This window comes from Pseudomonas sp. PSB11, assembly GCF_014596605.1.
Classification (GTDB): domain Bacteria; phylum Pseudomonadota; class Gammaproteobacteria; order Pseudomonadales; family Pseudomonadaceae; genus Aquipseudomonas; species Aquipseudomonas umsongensis.
This window is the reverse complement of sequence record NZ_NOIO01000023.1, coordinates 1-16,785: the sequence shown is the minus strand read 5'-3', so window position 1 is coordinate 16,785 and position 16,785 is coordinate 1. Positions and strand designations below refer to the sequence as shown.

Annotated in this window: 12 protein-coding genes and 1 pseudogene; 10 read left to right on the top strand and 3 right to left on the bottom strand. The window is 60.2% G+C overall.

Features of this window, described 5'->3' with window-relative positions:
• The first annotated feature begins 159 nt into the window (after positions 1-159).
• The 5 genes from CGA21_RS22520 (at position 160) to CGA21_RS22500 (ending at position 9,239) form a co-directional block, all read left to right on the top strand.
• Positions 160-2,610 carry a glycogen/starch/alpha-glucan phosphorylase gene (locus CGA21_RS22520; protein WP_188265077.1) on the top strand — a complete coding sequence of 817 codons (2,451 nt, stop codon included), beginning with the start codon at positions 160-162 and terminating at the stop codon, positions 2,608-2,610.
• A gap of 157 nt (positions 2,611-2,767) precedes the next feature.
• A complete protein-coding gene (locus CGA21_RS22515) occupies positions 2,768-5,974 on the top strand; it encodes a DUF2339 domain-containing protein (protein ID WP_188265076.1) in 3,207 nt (1,068 codons plus the stop codon).
• On the top strand, positions 5,971-7,350 hold the full coding sequence (locus CGA21_RS22510; RefSeq protein WP_188265075.1) for a DUF3999 domain-containing protein: 1,380 nt from the start codon (positions 5,971-5,973) through the stop codon (positions 7,348-7,350). Before CGA21_RS22515 ends, CGA21_RS22510 begins: the two co-directional genes overlap by 4 nt.
• A gap of 272 nt (positions 7,351-7,622) precedes the next feature.
• Positions 7,623-8,633: a class 1 fructose-bisphosphatase gene (locus CGA21_RS22505; protein WP_015093094.1), complete on the top strand. Its 1,011-nt coding sequence runs from the start codon at positions 7,623-7,625 to the stop codon at positions 8,631-8,633.
• A gap of 3 nt (positions 8,634-8,636) precedes the next feature.
• Positions 8,637-9,239: a DUF924 family protein gene (locus tag CGA21_RS22500; RefSeq protein WP_110751977.1), complete on the top strand. Its 603-nt coding sequence runs from the start codon at positions 8,637-8,639 to the stop codon at positions 9,237-9,239.
• A gap of 107 nt (positions 9,240-9,346) precedes the next feature.
• Here CGA21_RS22500 and CGA21_RS30470 read toward each other — a convergent pair whose 3' ends face one another.
• Together CGA21_RS30470 and CGA21_RS30465 are read right to left on the bottom strand one after the other, a co-directional pair.
• Positions 9,347-10,111: a methyl-accepting chemotaxis protein gene (locus tag CGA21_RS30470; protein WP_370628229.1), complete on the bottom strand. Its 765-nt coding sequence runs from the start codon at positions 10,109-10,111 to the stop codon at positions 9,347-9,349.
• A 93-nt stretch (positions 10,112-10,204) separates the two neighbouring features.
• A pseudogene (locus CGA21_RS30465) lies at positions 10,205-11,227 on the bottom strand (cache domain-containing protein); the annotation flags it as partial.
• A gap of 292 nt (positions 11,228-11,519) precedes the next feature.
• Between CGA21_RS30465 and CGA21_RS22490 the strand changes: the two are divergent.
• Together CGA21_RS22490 and CGA21_RS22485 are read left to right on the top strand one after the other, a co-directional pair.
• On the top strand, positions 11,520-11,774 hold the full coding sequence (locus CGA21_RS22490; RefSeq protein ID WP_110751981.1) for a hypothetical protein: 255 nt from the start codon (positions 11,520-11,522) through the stop codon (positions 11,772-11,774).
• 31 nt (positions 11,775-11,805) lie between these two features.
• Complete coding sequence (locus CGA21_RS22485) at positions 11,806-12,375, top strand: lipocalin family protein (protein WP_020797439.1); 570 nt, start codon at positions 11,806-11,808, stop codon at positions 12,373-12,375.
• A gap of 117 nt (positions 12,376-12,492) precedes the next feature.
• Here CGA21_RS22485 and CGA21_RS22480 read toward each other — a convergent pair whose 3' ends face one another.
• On the bottom strand, positions 12,493-13,857 hold the full coding sequence (locus CGA21_RS22480) for a formimidoylglutamate deiminase (protein WP_110751984.1): 1,365 nt from the start codon (positions 13,855-13,857) through the stop codon (positions 12,493-12,495).
• A gap of 146 nt (positions 13,858-14,003) precedes the next feature.
• Here CGA21_RS22480 and hutC point away from each other — a divergent pair, with 146 nt between their 5' ends.
• The 3 genes from hutC to hutU form a co-directional block, all read left to right on the top strand.
• Entirely contained in the window at positions 14,004-14,714 is a 711-nt protein-coding gene (gene hutC, locus CGA21_RS22475; RefSeq protein ID WP_162135916.1) for a histidine utilization repressor, read from the top strand.
• Entirely contained in the window at positions 14,711-15,280 is a 570-nt protein-coding gene (locus CGA21_RS22470; protein WP_110751986.1) for a HutD family protein, read from the top strand. Before hutC ends, CGA21_RS22470 begins: the two co-directional genes overlap by 4 nt.
• Before the next feature lie 415 nt (positions 15,281-15,695).
• The coding region (gene hutU / locus CGA21_RS22465) for a urocanate hydratase (protein WP_188265074.1) at positions 15,696-16,785 on the top strand (1,090 nt) is incomplete at its 3' end.

The following is a 16,785-nucleotide window of genomic DNA, read 5'->3' as shown; positions in this document are numbered from 1 at the left end:
GCACCACTAATCCGGCACGGCCCCTGCATTGAATCAGGTACATGACAATGTATTGCCGGCTTGACGCGCATTAACAGGAAAAACTGCCGAACCAGAGTCTATACCGTTTGTCAGACCGTCTAGTCTCAGACAACTCCAAGCTCGCTCGAGGTCCTATCGATGACTCAAGAACCACTTGTTCGCGAAGCAGAGGTGGCCGCATTCCGCGACGCCGTCTTGACCAAACTCACCTACGCGGTGGGCAAAGACCCGGATCACGCCTTCGATCATGACTGGTTCGAAGCCATTGCCCTGGCAGCGCGTGATCATATGGTCGAGCACTGGATGGACCACACTCGGCAGATTTACCGCAAAGGGCAGAAACGGGTTTATTACCTCTCCCTGGAATTTCTGATCGGCCGACTGCTTTACGACAGCCTGAGCAATCTCGGCCTGCTCGACGTGGCACGCGAAGCCCTGACCGAACTCGGCGTCGACCTTGAACGCATCCGCCTGCTGGAGCCTGATGCGGCGTTGGGTAACGGTGGTCTTGGACGACTTGCGGCCTGCTTCATGGAAAGCATGTCGACCCTTGGCATCGCGGGTCATGGCTACGGCATTCGTTACGAGCACGGCCTGTTTCGTCAGGCCATCGTCGACGGTTGGCAACAGGAGCAGACCGAGCACTGGCTGGACTTCGGCAATCCGTGGGAGTTCGAGCGGCCAGAAGTGGTTTACCCGATCGGCTTCGGTGGCAGCGTCGAGACCGTGACCGACAGCGAAGGCAAATCCAAGCAAGTCTGGCACCCGGCGGAAACCGTACGGGCCATTGCCTATGACACACCCGTGGTCGGTTGGCGCGGGGCAAGCGTGAACACGTTGCGGCTGTGGCGTGCGCGGGCCATGGAAGATTTGCACCTGGAACGCTTCAATGCCGGCGATCACCTGGGAGCGGTGGCGGAAGTGGCCAGGGCCGAAAGTATCTCTCGAGTATTGTACCCGGCAGATAGCACCGAGGCCGGCCAGGAACTGCGGTTGCGCCAGGAATACTTCTTCGTCGCCGCCTCCCTGCAGGACTTGCTGCGCCGTCATCGCAACATGCACACCTCGGTCCTGACCCTGGGCGATCACGCAGCGATCCAGCTCAACGACACCCACCCCTCGATTGCCGTGGCCGAGTTAATGCGCCAATTGGTGGATGTCTACGACGTGGCGTGGGATGCGGCCTGGCAGGTCACGGTCGACACGCTTTCCTACACCAACCACACGTTGCTGCCCGAGGCGCTGGAAACCTGGCCGGTGGGCCTGATGGAGCGCATGCTGCCACGGCACATGCAGATCATTTACCTGATCAATGCCCAGCACATCGACTCGCTGCGGGCCAAGGGCATCCATGATTTCGATGTGTTGCGCGCGGTGTCTTTGATTGAGGAAGACAATGGTCGACGCGTGCGCATGGGCAACCTGGCGTTCCTCGGCTCCCACAGTGTCAACGGCGTATCCGCCTTGCACACGCAACTGATGCGCAAGACGGTGTTCTCCGAGCTGCACAAGCTTTATCCGCAACGGATCAACAACAAGACCAACGGCATCACGTTCCGCCGCTGGCTGTACCAGGCCAACCCGGAACTGACCTCAATGCTGGTCGATGCCCTCGGCCCGGACTTGCTGGACAAGCCCGAGGATCGACTGCTCGACCTGCAGCCATTCGCCGACAAGCCTGCGTTCCGCAAGGCCTTCGCCGAACAGCGTCTGCACAGCAAAAAGGCCCTGGCCTACCTGATTCACGAACGTTTGGGGGTGGCGGTCAACCCGGCGGCGATGTTCGACGTACAGGTCAAGCGGATCCACGAATACAAGCGCCAACTGCTCAACCTGATGCACACCGTGGCGTTGTACCAGGCGATTCGTGCGGAACCTGAAATCGACTGGGTGCCACGGGTGAAGATCTTCGCCGGTAAAGCGGCGGCCAGTTATCACCAGGCCAAGTTGATCATCAAGCTGACCAACGATATCGCCCGGGTGGTGAACAACGACCCGACTGTACGCGGATTGCTCAAGGTCGTGTTCCTGCCCAACTACAACGTCAGCCTGGCGGAGAGCATCATTCCGGCGGCGGATCTGTCCGAGCAGATCTCCACTGCCGGCTTCGAAGCCTCGGGTACCAGCAACATGAAATTCGGCCTCAACGGTGCATTGACCATCGGCACGCTGGACGGTGCCAACGTGGAGATGTCCGAGCGCATCGGCGCGGAGAATATGTTCATCTTTGGTCTCAGCGCCCAGCAGGTCGAAGCGCGCAAGCAGAACCACGAGTTCAGCGCGGTACCGGACATTGCCGCGTCCCATCGGCTCAATGATGTTTTGCAAGCCATTCGCGGCGGGGTGTTCTCGCCGGATGATCCGTCCCGTTACACCGGCTTGATCGATTCGTTGGTGGATTACGACCGCTTCCTGGTCTGCGCCGATTTCGACTCCTACTGGAATGCGCAGATGCGCGTCGAAGCCCTTTGGCACGATTCCCAGGAATGGTGGCGATCGGCGGTGCTGAACACCTCGCGCATGGGCTGGTTTTCGTCTGACCGGACGATTCGCGAGTACGCCACGGATATCTGGAAGGCGTTGGAGTAACTTTTCCAGCGGGTCGATATACTGGCAGCCGTAAAAGATCGCAGCCTCCGGCAGCGCCTACAGGGATTTGTATGTCCTTGTAAGGGCTGCCGGAGGCTGCGATCTTTTTGGAGCTGGCTGCGCTAATCTTCCTTGATTGCGCTTAGGGATATCGACCATGCAATGGATGTTCATGCTTGTGGGCCTGGTGCTGGGCTGGGTACTCGACGAGTCGTTCAGCGATGCGTTGCTGGGCGCGTTACTCGGGTTGGGTATCGGGCAGGCCGTTCACATTGGCAGGCTGGGATCCCAGGCCAGTGAGCAGCGTCGCCTGCTCGAACAGGCGCAACTGGCACTGCGCGCGGTCGAGCAACGCTTGGCTTTGCTTGAGGGGCCTGGGATCAAGGTGCCTGAAGCCAGCGCTACTGCTCCAGTTGCTGACATCGCGGTCACTCAAGCCCCCGTCGAAACCCCTGAGCTGATATGGGAACTGCCGCCCGATCTGGAAACGGCCACCGCTGCGGCTACCCAGTCCAGCCATGCACAGCCCTTCGATGCATGGAAACCCGCGCCAGTCGTGCGCGAACGCGCCCATCCCCCCGAACCAAGCCTCGTCGAGCGCGCCATCAAATCGGCGCGTGCGTGGTTACTGGGTGGCAACACCGTGCTGCGGGTCGGTGTGATGCTGTTGTTCCTCGGTCTGGCCTTCCTGCTGCGCTACGCCACCGAGGGCATGGTGGTGCCGATCGAATTACGCTATGCCGGAGTCGCGGCGGTAGCGATGGGCCTGCTGGGTCTGGGCTGGTGGCTGCGAACGCGTAACAGTGATTACGCCTTGATGCTGCAAGGCGCCGCCATTGCCGTGCTGTACCTGACGGTGTTTGCCGCGATGCGCCTGCATCCGTTGCTCGACCCCTCAGCGGCATTTGGCCTGTTGGTGGCGGTGACGGTGTTTTCGGCGATCCTGGCCATTACCCAGGACGCACTGGGCCTGGCCGCCGCCGCCGCGCTGGGCGGATTCGCCGCGCCGCTGCTGGCTTCCACGGGGGCCGGCAGTCACGTCGCGTTGTTCAGTTACTTCGCCTTGCTCAACGCCGGCATCCTCGTTATTGCCTGGTTCAAGGCCTGGCGCTTGCTCAATGTGATCGGCTTCACCGGCACCTTCGGTATCGGGTTCGCCTGGGGTTTGCGCGCCTATACGCCAGAGTTGCTGTGGAGCACCGAGCCGTTCCTGATTCTTTTCTTCGTGATGTACCTGGCCATTGGCTTGTTGTTCGCCCGACGTAAATTGCTGCACCTGGGGGACGCGCCCGAGGATGACAGCCGTGAGGCGCTGTTGCGCTGGTCCGCGCGCAAGGGTGATTACGTCGACGGCACACTGCTGTTCGGTCCACCGCTGGTTGGCTTTGGATTGCAATTCGCCGTGGTTCAGCATCTGGAGTTCGCTGCCGCGTTCAGCGCCCTGGCGCTCGGCATGATCTACATGGGCCTGGCTCGGATGCTGATGGGAGGGCGAGCACAGCTGTTGGCGGAAACCTGCCTGGCGCTGGGTGTTATTTTCGCCAGCCTGGCGATTCCCTTGGGGCTGGATGCGCGGTGGACGAGTGGAGCATGGGCGGTGGAAGGGGCGGGGATTTTCTGGCTGGGTCTGCGCCAGCAACGCTTGCTCGCTCGTGCATTTGCCTTGTTGTTGCAAGCGGGCGCGGCGCTGGTGTTTCTCGGTGAATTGCACAGCGGCGAGAATAGCTTGCTTGATGGCACGCCGCTGGGAGCGTTGATGCTCGGCGGCGCATTGCTGTTCAGTTTCCATCAGTTGCACAAGGCCTTGCCTGGGCAGGTGTCGTCCCGGGAGCGTCATTTACTGCCGGTCCTGGCCGCACTCGGCCTGGCATTTGTCTACTTGCTGGCGCCGATGTTCTTTTTCGCCCATGGCACGTCAATCAGTTGGGCAATGGCCGGGCTGCTGACTTTGTTCGTCGGTCTGCACCTGCGCTCGGCTACATTCCTGCTGAGCGCGCTTGTCGTTCAGCTGCTGGGCGCCGTACTGTTCCTGGTGGCTGAACCCTTGGTCAGCGAAGGCGTGCGGCCGTTGGCTCATGCTGGCTTCTGGTCACCGCTGATGCTGGGCCTGGTCGCATTGATCGGGGCGTGGCGTTTGCAAGTCGCCTTTGCTGTCACGGTGATCGATGGTGTGAACCTGCAGCGTTTGTCGCGAGTGTTGCTGGCGTGGGGAGCAGGGTGGTGGGCGCTGGCCTGGGTCAGTGAAGTGCTGCTGTTTGCACCGTTGCCCCTGCAGGCGACTTTGCTGCTGGCAGTTGCGGCAATCAGCGTGGCGCTTTGGGCCGTGTTGGCGCTGCGCCTGGCGTGGCCCGCGCTGGGTGTGCTCTGCACCTTGCTGATCCCGACTGCCGGTTTGGTGTTGCTCGCCGCTTGGCATCCGCGCTTTCATCCGGCCGCCAACGCTGGCTGGTTGCTGTGGGCGGTGGTGTTCATCGTGCATTTCCTGTCTCTGCGACGCTTGGCGCCCCTCCTGCCGAGCGCTGCCCTGAGCAGCGCTCACGTACTCGGGTGTTGGTTGCTGATCGGTGTGCTGGCCCTGGAGCTGCGTTATGGCTTGCTGCTGTTGTCCGAGCACTACAACGCCTGGCGCTGGCTGGGTTGGGCAATATTGCCGAGCCTCTATTTGGTGCTTATGGCGGCACCGCGTGCCTGGCCCTGGCCGGTATCGGTCTACGCTCGCGAATACCGTGTGTATGCCGCCGCGCCTTTGGCATTGTTGATGCTGGGCTGGTTCTGGCTGGCCAATATGATCAGTGATGGCGAGGCTGATCCCTTGCCCTATTTACCGCTGCTCAACCCGCTGGAATTGGGCCTGCTGTTTGCGTTGTTCGGCGTCTACGCCTGGTCCCGCAGTGAGGCAGCGCAACAGGTGATTCCCGGGAGCTACAGCGCTGCTGGGGCGGCCGCTGTGCAAGCGCTCGTCGCTTCGTCGCTGTTCATGTTCTTCACTGCCCTGGTGATGCGCACGGCTCACCATTGGGGCGGCGTACCGTTCGAGCTGCCTGCCTTGCTCGAGTCGATGCGGGTCCAGGCCGGCCTGTCCATCGTCTGGACCTTGATGGCGCTGGGCTTGATGATTGGTGGCCATTTGCGTCATCGGCGTGAAGTCTGGTTGATCGGTGCGGCCCTGATTGGCGTGGTGGTGGCGAAACTGTTCTTCGTGGAATTGAGCAACCGTGGCGGGCTGGCGCGGATCGTGTCGTTTATCGGCGTGGGCGTGCTGCTGCTGGTAGTGGGCTATTTCGCCCCGTTGCCACCCAAACGCGTCGAAACTGCCGGGGCCCCCGAAAAACCGGCGCCGCAAACCGAAGGAGTGTCGTCTTGAGTCAAAAGCTGAACCGGGCCTGGTTGGGTATCTTTGCAGTGGGCATGGCACTCTCTGTCTCTTTCCAGGAAACGTGGGCCCAGGAAACACCGGCGGACTTCGCCACGCAAGTACCGTTGTCCCTGAGCGGTGAAGGTCCGTGGTATCGCCTTGAGCTGCCCCTGGCCGTGCAATTGAGCGCACGCCAGACTGACCTCAGTGATGTGCGCGTGTTCAACGCCGCTGGCGAACCGCAAGCCTATGCCCTGTCACGGGCAAACGCACACGCTGACGACAACCCTACGTTGACCGACGTCAAATGGTTCCCGCTGTACGACTCGGCGGACGCCACCGGGCATGCACCGAGCGTTCGCGTGCAAGCGAGCGCCAATGGCACCCTAGTCCAGGTGCAGCCTTCCACTGAGTTGGAGGTGGGGGAGGAAGCGTTACGGGGCTGGCTACTGGATGCCAGCGCCATCAATGCGCCTTTGCAGCAGCTGATTCTCGACTGGACCAGTGAGCGTGATGGCTTCCAGCGGTTCAGCATCGAGGCCAGCGACGATTTGCAACATTGGCAGTCCTGGGGCGAGGGGCAACTGGCGCGGCTGACGTTTGCCGATGAGCGGGTTGAGCAGCATGAGGTCGGCCTGCCGGGGCAACCTGCACGCTATCTGCGCTTGCTGTGGGACTCGCCGCAATCGGCGCCGATACTGACATCGGCGCAGCTGCAAAGCGTGCGCAGCTTACCACTGCCGTTGACCTGGTCCCACGCGTTGGACGGCAATAGCGTGAAGGCAGGTGAGTACACCTGGCAATTACCGAGGGGGCTGAACGTCGAGCGAGTGCAGGTTGAATTGAGTCAACCTAACAGCCTGGCGCCGGTCATCCTGTCTGGACGGCGCGACAGCAGCTTGCCGTGGCAGCCGTTGAGCAGTGGCTTGCTCTATCGCCTGACCCAGAATGGCGAGGACGTGGTGCAGAACGAGTTGCAGTTGCCGGGGCAAGCCATGCAACAGTTGAAACTGACCGTGGACGAGCGCGGTGGTGGCCTGGGCGCACAGGCGCCAACGGTGAAGTTCGCCGTGAGGGCGACGCAATTGGTTTTTCTGGCGCGCGGACCTGGTCCTTATACGTTGGCGTTGGGTAATGCGATGGTGAAAGCGGCGAGTTTGCCGTTGGCGACGCTGATTCCGGATTACAGCCCGGCTAAGCTGGCGACGTTGGGCCAGGCGTCGGTTGATGGTGGGAGGGTGACAACGCCGGCTGTTTCGACACTGCCGGCGGCGGTGGGCACCGACTGGAAGAAGTTTGGCCTGTGGGCGGTGTTGCTGCTTGGGGTTTTGTTTCTGGCGGCGATGGCATTCAGCCTGCTGCGCAAGCCGCCCGCCAACACCTGAGAATGGCTTGCGCTACGCACCATTCGCGAGCAGGCTCGCTCCCACAGGTTATGCGTTTCATGTGGGAGCGAGCCTGCTCGCGAAGGCGGTCGATCAGTCAATAAAAATGCTGATTTGACCGCTATTTTCCTGCTCACATCCAGCCCATTTACTACTACGCTGAACCCCGCGCCTGAACTCTCTTCAGCCGATCACGTCTGATAGGAGGAAATGCGCCCCGACTCGCGTTAAACTGCGCGGGTTTTTAGTCCCCCATTCCACCGGAGCCTTCCATGTCCCGCGTTACCTTGAGTCGCTATTTGATTGAGCAGACCCGCAGCAACAACACTCCTGCCGATCTGCGCTTCCTGATCGAAGTGGTGGCGCGTGCCTGCAAGGAGATCAACCACGCCGTGTCCAAGGGTGCCCTGGGTGGCGTTCTGGGCAGCATGGGCACCGAAAACGTCCAGGGCGAAGTGCAGAAGAAGCTCGACGTGATCTCCAACGAGATCCTGCTGGAAGCCAACGAATGGGGCGGTCACCTGGCCGGCATGGCGTCCGAAGAAATGGACAATGCCTACCAGATCCCGGGCAAATACCCGAAAGGCGCGTACCTGCTGGTATTCGACCCGCTGGACGGTTCGTCGAACATCGACATCAATGCCCCGGTAGGCACTATCTTCTCGGTACTGCGTTGCCCGAACGAATACCTGAGCCAGAACGAGCCCTTGAATGAAAAGGCTTTCCTGCAGCCAGGCACCCAGCAAGTGGCCGCCGGTTACGCGATCTATGGTCCTCAGACCATGTTGATCCTGACCCTGGGCGACGGCGTGAAAGGTTTCACCCTGGATCGTGAAATGGGCAGCTTCGTACTGACCCACGAAAACATCACCATTCCTGAAGCGACCCAGGAATTTGCCATCAACGCGTCCAACCAGCGTCACTGGGAAGCCCCGGTACAGCGCTACGTTGGCGAGCTGCTGGCAGGCGACGAAGGCCCGTTGAAAAAGAACTACAACATGCGTTGGGTCGCGGCTATGGTCGCCGACGTGCATCGCATCCTGACCCGCGGTGGCTTGTTCATGTATCCGCGCGACAGCCGCGAGCCGTCCAAGCCGGGCAAACTGCGCCTGATGTACGAAGCCAACCCGATGTCGTTCCTGGTGGAACAGGCGGGCGGCGCGTCCACCGATGGTCACCAACGTATTCTCGACATCCAGCCTGAAGGTCTGCACCAGCGCGTGGCGGTGTTCCTCGGTTCGAAAGAAGAAGTCGCACGCGTTACGGCTTACCACAAGGAATAAACCATGAACGCGCCCTGGCAGCCGTTGCTCGATTGGTGGTTCGGTACAGCCGAAGAAGCCAGGGCAATCGCGGCTGACAAGGGCAAGTTGTGGTTCGGCAAGCGTGACAGCCAGGACCTCGAGGCGCGAGAGCGTTTCGGGGACCAGGTCGAGCAGGCACTGGCCGGCGGATTGACCGAGTGGATGCAATGTCCCGAAGGTTGGCTGGCACTGGTGCTGTTGCTTGATCAACTCCCCCGCATGATCTTTCGCGACACCCCCAAAGCCTTTTCCGGTGATCTGCGGGCCCAGAAGCTGGCCGCCCAAGGCATTGCTGCGGATTTTGACCGGCAGTTATCACCGATTCAGCAAGTGTTTATCCTTCTGGTGTTCGAGCACAGCGAGAACCTCGCGGTGCAGAACGAAGGCGTCTCGCGCCACATCGAACTGGTGGCGCAACAACCGGAAAGTGATCGGGCATTGTTTGCCGATTATCTGGATTTTGCCGAGCGGCATCAGAAGGTGATTGCGCAGTTTGGACGGTTTCCGCATCGCAATGCGGTGTTGGGGCGTGAGTCTACGGCTGAGGAATTGGAGTTTCTGTCGAAACCCGGTTCAAGGTTCTGAATCTTCATCGCGGCTGATGCCGCTTTCGCGAGCAGGCTCGCTCCCACAGGGGCATGTGTTTCAACTGTGGGAGCGAGCCTGCTCGCGAAGGGGCCCGCAAGAGCGCCTTAGATCCGGAAACTACCCACCAACTGCTTCAACCGCGCCGCCTGCTGTTCAAGGTCGGCACAGGCGCGCAAGGTCGACTGCAGGTTCTCCACGCCCTCCTGGTTCAGCGTGTTGATCTCGGTGATGTCGACGTTGATCGATTCCACCACGGCTGTCTGTTCTTCCGTTGCGGTCGCAACGGATTGATTCATTCCATCGATCTCGCCGATGCGCTGGGTCACGCTGCCCAGGCGCTCACCGGCCTGGTTGGCGATACCGACGCTGCTTTCGCTCTGACGCTGGCTGTCGGTCATGATGGTGACCGCCTCCCTGGCGCCGACTTGCAGTTCTTCGATCATCTTCTGCACTTGCTGCGCCGAGTCCTGGGTGCGGTGGGCGAGGTTGCGCACTTCGTCGGCAACCACGGCAAAACCACGTCCGGCCTCACCGGCGCGCGCGGCTTCGATTGCCGCGTTGAGCGCCAGCAGGTTGGTCTGCTGGGAGATGCTGGTGATCACCTCAAGAATCTGCCCGATGTTGACGGTGTTGCTGTTGAGCGTCTCGATGTTGCCGCACGAGTCACTGATCTTTGCCGAAAGCTGGTGCATCGCCGAGATGGTCTTATCCACCACCTGCTGGCCCTCTTCGGCCAGCGCGCGCGCATCGCTGGAGTGCTGTGAGGCGAGGGCGGCGTTCTGGGCGATTTCCTGGGCGGCGGCGCCGAGCTGATTGATCGCGGCGGCGACGCTGCTGGTGCGGGAGGCTTGCTGATCGGAGTTGAACATCGACGAATTGGACGCGGCGACAACACGCAGGGCCACTTCGTTGACTTGGCCCGTGGCCGAGGACACTTCGCTGATCGAGGTGTGGATGCGTTCAACGAAACGGTTGAATGACAGCCCCAGTGCACCGAATTCGTCATGGCCGTGGATGGTCAGGCGTTTGGTCAGGTCACCTTCGCCCTCGGCGATGTCGTGCATGGCACGGCCCATGGTCAGCAACGGCTGCATCAGGAAACTGATCAACATGCCCAGCAACGCGATGATGATCACCACTGCAATCACCATGGCGATGATCGCCGAGGTGCGGAATTGGCTCAGCATCGAGAACGCGGTGTCCTGGTCCAGCACCAGTGCCACGTACCAGTCTGCAGACGGCACCCCGTTGACATGGGTGAAGGAGATGAACTGGCTTTTGCCATCAATCTCGACTTCTTTCATGCCCGGGCTGACGGTCGGCGCACCGTTGGGGTAAGCGTCGGTGAGCTTTTTGAGCACCCATTTGCTGTCCGGGTGAATCAGGATCTTACCGTCGGCACCCACGATGAAGGCATGGCCGTGGCCGCCGAAGTTCAGCGAGTTGATGATCGCACTGACGCTGGACAGGTCGATGTCGGCGCCAGCAACGCCAATCATCTGGCCCTGGTGCTGAACCGGGGTTGCCACCGTGATCACCAGCTTGCCGGAAGAGGCGGCGATGTACGGTTCGGTGACGATGGTCTGTTGCGCGCTGTTCGCAGCCTTGTACCAGCCGCGGGTGCGCGGGTCGTAATCCGGCGCGCGATTGCCTGCCGGGACTGAGAACATCACGCCATCGGCGCCACCGAAGTAACTCAACTGAAAGTTGCCGGTGTAGGCGGGCAGGTCGATGATTCGTTTCAGGCTGACGGGGGCGTTACCGTCGGCGCTGACCTGCTGGGCCATCGATTGCAGCAATTGCATGCGGCTTTCCAGCCAGGTCTGGATATTGCTGGTGGTCAGGCTGCCAAGTTCCTGCATCGAGGCTTCGGTGCTGCTGCGCAAAGTCTGGCGCTGGCGATAGTCGTTGAACAGGATGAAACAAGCGAATGCGACGGCCACCACGAGGGCGGCAGCCAACAAGATCTTGTGGCTGAATTTCATGTTTCTGGTCATTGGATGAGCTACCGCAGGAGATCGGGTCTACAAAAGGGGGAGCAAATGCCACGGGCGTGGCTTAGCGTTGCTTGTATGTCGACAGAACGGCGCCAAAGATTAGGCGCTTTATGCAAAAACCGATGAAATACCCGGGCGACGGGACGAAGTTCCGGATTTTTGCGAAAAGATAGACGAGCGGCCTTACAAATAGGCCGTCGGACAGGGAACCAGATAGGGCTTTTCTCTTCTAAGGTTCAGCTTGGCAGTCATGCCAATCCCCTCGTCCGTGGAGTTTCACATGTCGCTGCGATCCATCGCCCTGCTGTCGTTTTGCGTGTTGTTGGCTGCGTGCAGCAAGGTCAATCAGGAAAACTACTCAAAGCTGTCGTCAGGAATGGCCAAGGCCGAGGTCGAGACCCTCTTGGGCAAACCTACCGATTGCTCAGGCGCGCTTGGTATGTCCAGTTGCACATGGGGCGACGAAAAGAGCTTTATCAGCGTGCAGTTCGCTGGTGACAAAGTGTTGATGTTTTCCGGCCAAGGCCTGAAGTAAACCGGGGCCACGTGCCCGCGGGAGAAAAACAATGAAGCGGTTATTGATCATGCTTTTTGCCGGCCTGGTGTTGGCCGGCTGTGCCAGTTCTGGCCAGGACCCGTTGGCGCCCAAAACCGCCAACAGTGTCAATCTCAAGCGCTATCAAGGTACCTGGTACGAGTTGGCGCGACTGCCGATGTACTTCCAGCGCGACTGTGCGCAGTCCGAAGCCCACTACACACTCAAGCCTGACGGTAACGTCGCGGTGTTGAATCGCTGCTTGACCCCGCAGTGGGAATGGGAAGAGGTCAGGGGCACGGCTTATCCACAGGTGCCAGGCAAGACCGACAAATTGTGGGTTGAATTCGATACCTGGTTTTCAAGGTTGATACCGGGTGTGGCGAAGGGTGAATACTGGGTGTTGTACGTCAGCGATGACTACAAGACTGCCATCGTTGGCGATCCTAGCCGCCGTTACCTGTGGTTGTTAGCGCGCACCCCGACCGTCAACGGTGTGGTGCGTGAAGAGTTGCTGAGCAAGGCGCGTCAGCAGGGTTACGACACCACGCGGCTGATCTGGCGAGCGTCGGATACGCAGATGGCCAAGACCTCCAACTGACGGTTAGCGCATAACAATGTGGGAGCGGGCTTGCTCGCGAAAGCGGTCTGTCAGTCAACATCTCTGTTGAGTGTGATGACCCCTTCGCGAGCAAGCCCGCTCCCACAGTTGTATTCGTCAGCCTAAAAGTTCGCGCAGGACTTGAGTGAAGGCGCGATTGCTTTCCTCTTCCCCGGCATGCCGCCCGTCACGCACGACCCACTGGCCATTGACCAGTACATCACGCACCTGACGATCTCCACCGGCAAACAACCAGCGATTCAGGATGCCATCGCCGCTCGCAGTGGCCAGGTAAGGATCACTGCCGTCCAGTACCAGCCAGTCCGCACGCTTGCCAACCTCCAATGCACCTATCGGTTGCCCCAACGCCTGCGCACCGCCGTCCAGTGCAGCATCAAACAGCGTGCGGCCGACCATCGGCTGATCCGCGCCATACAAGCGATTGCGCCGTTGATCACGCAGGCGTTGCCCGTATTCCAGCCACCGCAGTTCTTCCACAACGCTCAACGACACATGGCTATCGGAACCAATGCCCATGCGCCCGCCCTGGGCAAGAAAATCCACCGCCGGGAATATCCCGTCGCCCAAGTTGGCTTCGGTGGTCAGGCACAAGCCGGCAATGGCCCGGCTCTTGGCCATCAGCGTGACTTCTTCCGGGTTGGCGTGGGTGGCGTGGACCAGGCACCAGCGTTGATCGACTTCGGTATTTTCATACAGCCATTGCAGCGGGCGACGACCGCTCCAGCTCAAGCAGTCGTCCACTTCTTTTTGCTGTTCGGCGATGTGAATGTGCACCGGGCATTGCTTGTCGCTGGCCGCCAGCACTTCGCTGATCTGTTGCGGTGTGACCGCACGCAATGAGTGGAAACACAAACCCAGGGACTGAGCGGGTTGTTGCGCCAGTATCGGCTGCAGTCGCGATTGCAGCTTGAGGTAGTTCTCGGTGCTGTTGATGAAGCGACGCTGACCGTCGTTTGGCGTCTGGCCACCGAAACCTGAGTGGCTGTAGAGCACTGGCAGCAAGGTCAGGCCGATACCGGCAGCGCTGGCGGCCTGGCTGATGCGCAGCGCCAGTTCGGCGGGATCCGCGTAAGGCTGGCCGTGGGTGTCGTGGTGCACGTAATGAAATTCGGCCACCGAGGTGTAGCCTGCCTTGAGCATTTCGATGTACAGCTGGCGGGCAATGACGCCGAGTTGTTCCGGGCTGATTTTTCCGACGAGGCGATACATCAGGTCGCGCCAGGTCCAGAAACTGTCATTCGGGTTGCCTGCCACTTCCGCCAGCCCGGCCATGGCCCGCTGGAAGGCGTGGGAGTGCAGGTTCGGCATGCCTGGCAGCAGCGGACCGCTTAACCGTTCGGCGTCATCTGCATGGGAATCGGCCTGGATATGGGTCAGGACGCCATCGGCGCTGACCTCAAGACGTACATTGTTGGCCCATCCGTTAGGCAGCAGCGCGCGTTCGGCAAAGAAGGCGGACATGGTTCAGCACCCCATCGTGTGTTATTTGTATATACATATACAGACGTTTGCCTGCCCGGTAAACTCCGGCAAGCTAGCGATATCAATCAAACGACCAAGGATTAACCGTGCCGACTCCGCCTCCAGTCTCTCCGTTGGCCGCGAACATGGGCGACAGTCCGGCGCCCTTGTACGCCCGCGTCAAACAGATGATCACCCAGCAAATCGACAGCGGTAACTGGCCGCCGCACTACCGCGTTCCGTCGGAAAGCGAGTTGGTCAGCCAGCTGGGTTTCAGCCGGATGACCATCAACCGCGCCTTGCGCGAAATGACCGCCGACGGTCTGTTGGTGCGCATGCAAGGCGTCGGCACCTTCGTCGCCGAGCCAAAAAGCCAGTCCGCCCTGTTTGAAGTGCACAACATTGCCGACGAAATCGCCTCCCGTGGCCATCGCCACACCTGCAAGGTGATCACTCTTGAAGAAGAGGCAGCAGGCTCCGAACGCGCCCTGGCGCTGGACATGCGTGAAGGCCAGAAAGTGTTCCACTCGTTGATCGTGCATTTCGAAAACGATATTCCGGTGCAAATCGAAGACCGTTTCGTCAACGCACTGGTGGCGCCTGACTACCTCAAGCAGGACTTCACCTTGCAAACGCCGTACGCCTATCTGAACCAGGTCGCGCCGCTGACCGAAGGCGAGCACGTGGTCGAGGCGATTCTGGCCGAGCCGTCCGAATGCAAGTTGCTGCAGATTGAAAAAGGCGAGCCGTGCCTGCTGATCCGTCGCCGCACCTGGTCCGGCCGTCAACCGGTGACCGCCGCCCGCCTGATCCACCCCGGTTCCCGTCATCGTCTGGAAGGACGCTTTCATAAATGAGCAGTTTGAAAGTTTTACGCGCCAAAGATTACCCGCGCATGCCGTGGAAAAACGGCGGCGGCAGCACCGAAGAGATCACTCGTGACGCCGGAACTGGGCTGGACGGTTTCGGCTGGCGCCTGTCGATTGCCGACATTGGCGAGTCGGGCGGGTTTTCCACCTTCGCCGGCTATGAGCGAATCATCACCGTGTTGCAGGGCGATGGCATGACCTTGTCGGTCGACGGTCAGGTCACGCGACCGTTGTTACCGATCGATCCATTTGCCTTCAGTGGCGAGAGCCAGGTGTCGTGCACCTTGCTGGGTGGGCCAATCCGCGATTTCAACCTGATATACGCGCCGCAGCGTTACAGCGCACGGCTGCAATGGCTGAGCGGCGAGCAACGGTTTTTCAGTGAGGCGGGGATTGTGCTGGTGTTCAGTGTGAGCGAGGCGCTTGAGGTGAAGGTCGGTAACAATGCATCGCAGCTTGGTCGGCATGATTGCCTGCAACTGGTCGGTAACACCGGGTTGCTGGAAGTTTCCAGCAACGGCGCCTGCTGCGTGATTGAGCTGTCTGTGCGTTGATTAACTGCTAAACATATCTCATGTGGCGAGGGGATAAATCCCCTCGCCACAAAAGCAATCACCTTTCCTGTTTCCCATCGCGCACCACTTTGTTACCGAACGCCCCAGCGTGGCGCAAAACCACGCTCAAGTAACAACGCCACCCTTCTTCAAAAAATCCCCTCGAAAATTTTCATCTACGCCGCAACCCTTGATCCAGGCGCCCTCCAGCCATTTCAGAATTTTTCTTGAATGTTCATCCAACAAGTTGGCCGCTTGATTGCATATGCTTGTATGTACAAGTAAAGACGTATGCGTATGAGTCGATCGAGACTCCCCGCAACGTCCACTGATTCGCTTGTGGAGCGTTAACGCGCACAGGCTGGCTTACCCACCGCCAGGGTTGGTTTGGATTGATCGCTGAGGAGTCTTTTTCGTGACTGACAATAAAACTACCAAGTTTCGTGACGTTGAAATCCGCGCTGCCCGCGGTAACAAGCTGACCGCCAAGAGCTGGCTGACCGAAGCGCCGCTGCGCATGCTGATGAACAACCTCGACCCGGAAGTCGCCGAGAACCCCAAGGAACTGGTGGTGTACGGTGGTATTGGTCGTGCCGCACGTAACTGGGAGTGCTACGACAAGATCGTCGAGAGCCTGACCCACCTGAACGACGACGAGACCCTGCTGGTGCAATCCGGCAAGCCGGTCGGCGTGTTCAAGACCCACGCCAACGCCCCGCGCGTCCTGATCGCCAACTCCAACCTGGTACCGCACTGGGCGAGCTGGGAGCACTTCAACGAGCTCGACGCCAAAGGCCTGGCCATGTACGGCCAGATGACCGCCGGCAGCTGGATCTACATCGGCAGCCAGGGCATCGTCCAGGGCACCTACGAAACCTTCGTCGAAGCCGGTCGCCAGCACTACAACGATGACCTCAAAGGCAAGTGGGTACTGACCGCCGGCCTCGGTGGCATGGGTGGTGCGCAGCCTCTGGCGGCCACCTTGGCTGGTGCATGCTCGCTGAACATCGAATGCCAGCAGGTCAGCATCGATTTTCGCCTGAAAAGCCGTTACGTCGATGAACAGGCCAAAGACCTCGACGACGCTCTGGCGCGCATCGCCAAATACACCAAGGAAGGCAAGGCGATCTCCATCGCCCTGTTGGGTAACGCGGCTGAAATCCTCCCGGAACTGGTTCGTCGCGGTGTGCGTCCGGACATGGTCACCGACCAGACCAGCGCCCACGACCCGCTCAACGGTTACCTGCCAGCTGGCTGGACCTGGGACGAATATCGCGCTCGCGCCAAGACCGAACCGGCTGCGGTGATCAAGGCCGCCAAGCAATCGATGGCCGTGCACGTCAAGGCGATGCTCGCCTTCCAAAAACAAGGCATCCCAACCTTCGACTACGGCAACAACATCCGTCAGATGGCCCAGGAAGAAGGCGTGGAAAACGCATTCGATTTCCCAGGCTTCGTACCGGCCTACATCCGTCCGCTGTTCTGCCGTGGCATCGGCCCGTTCC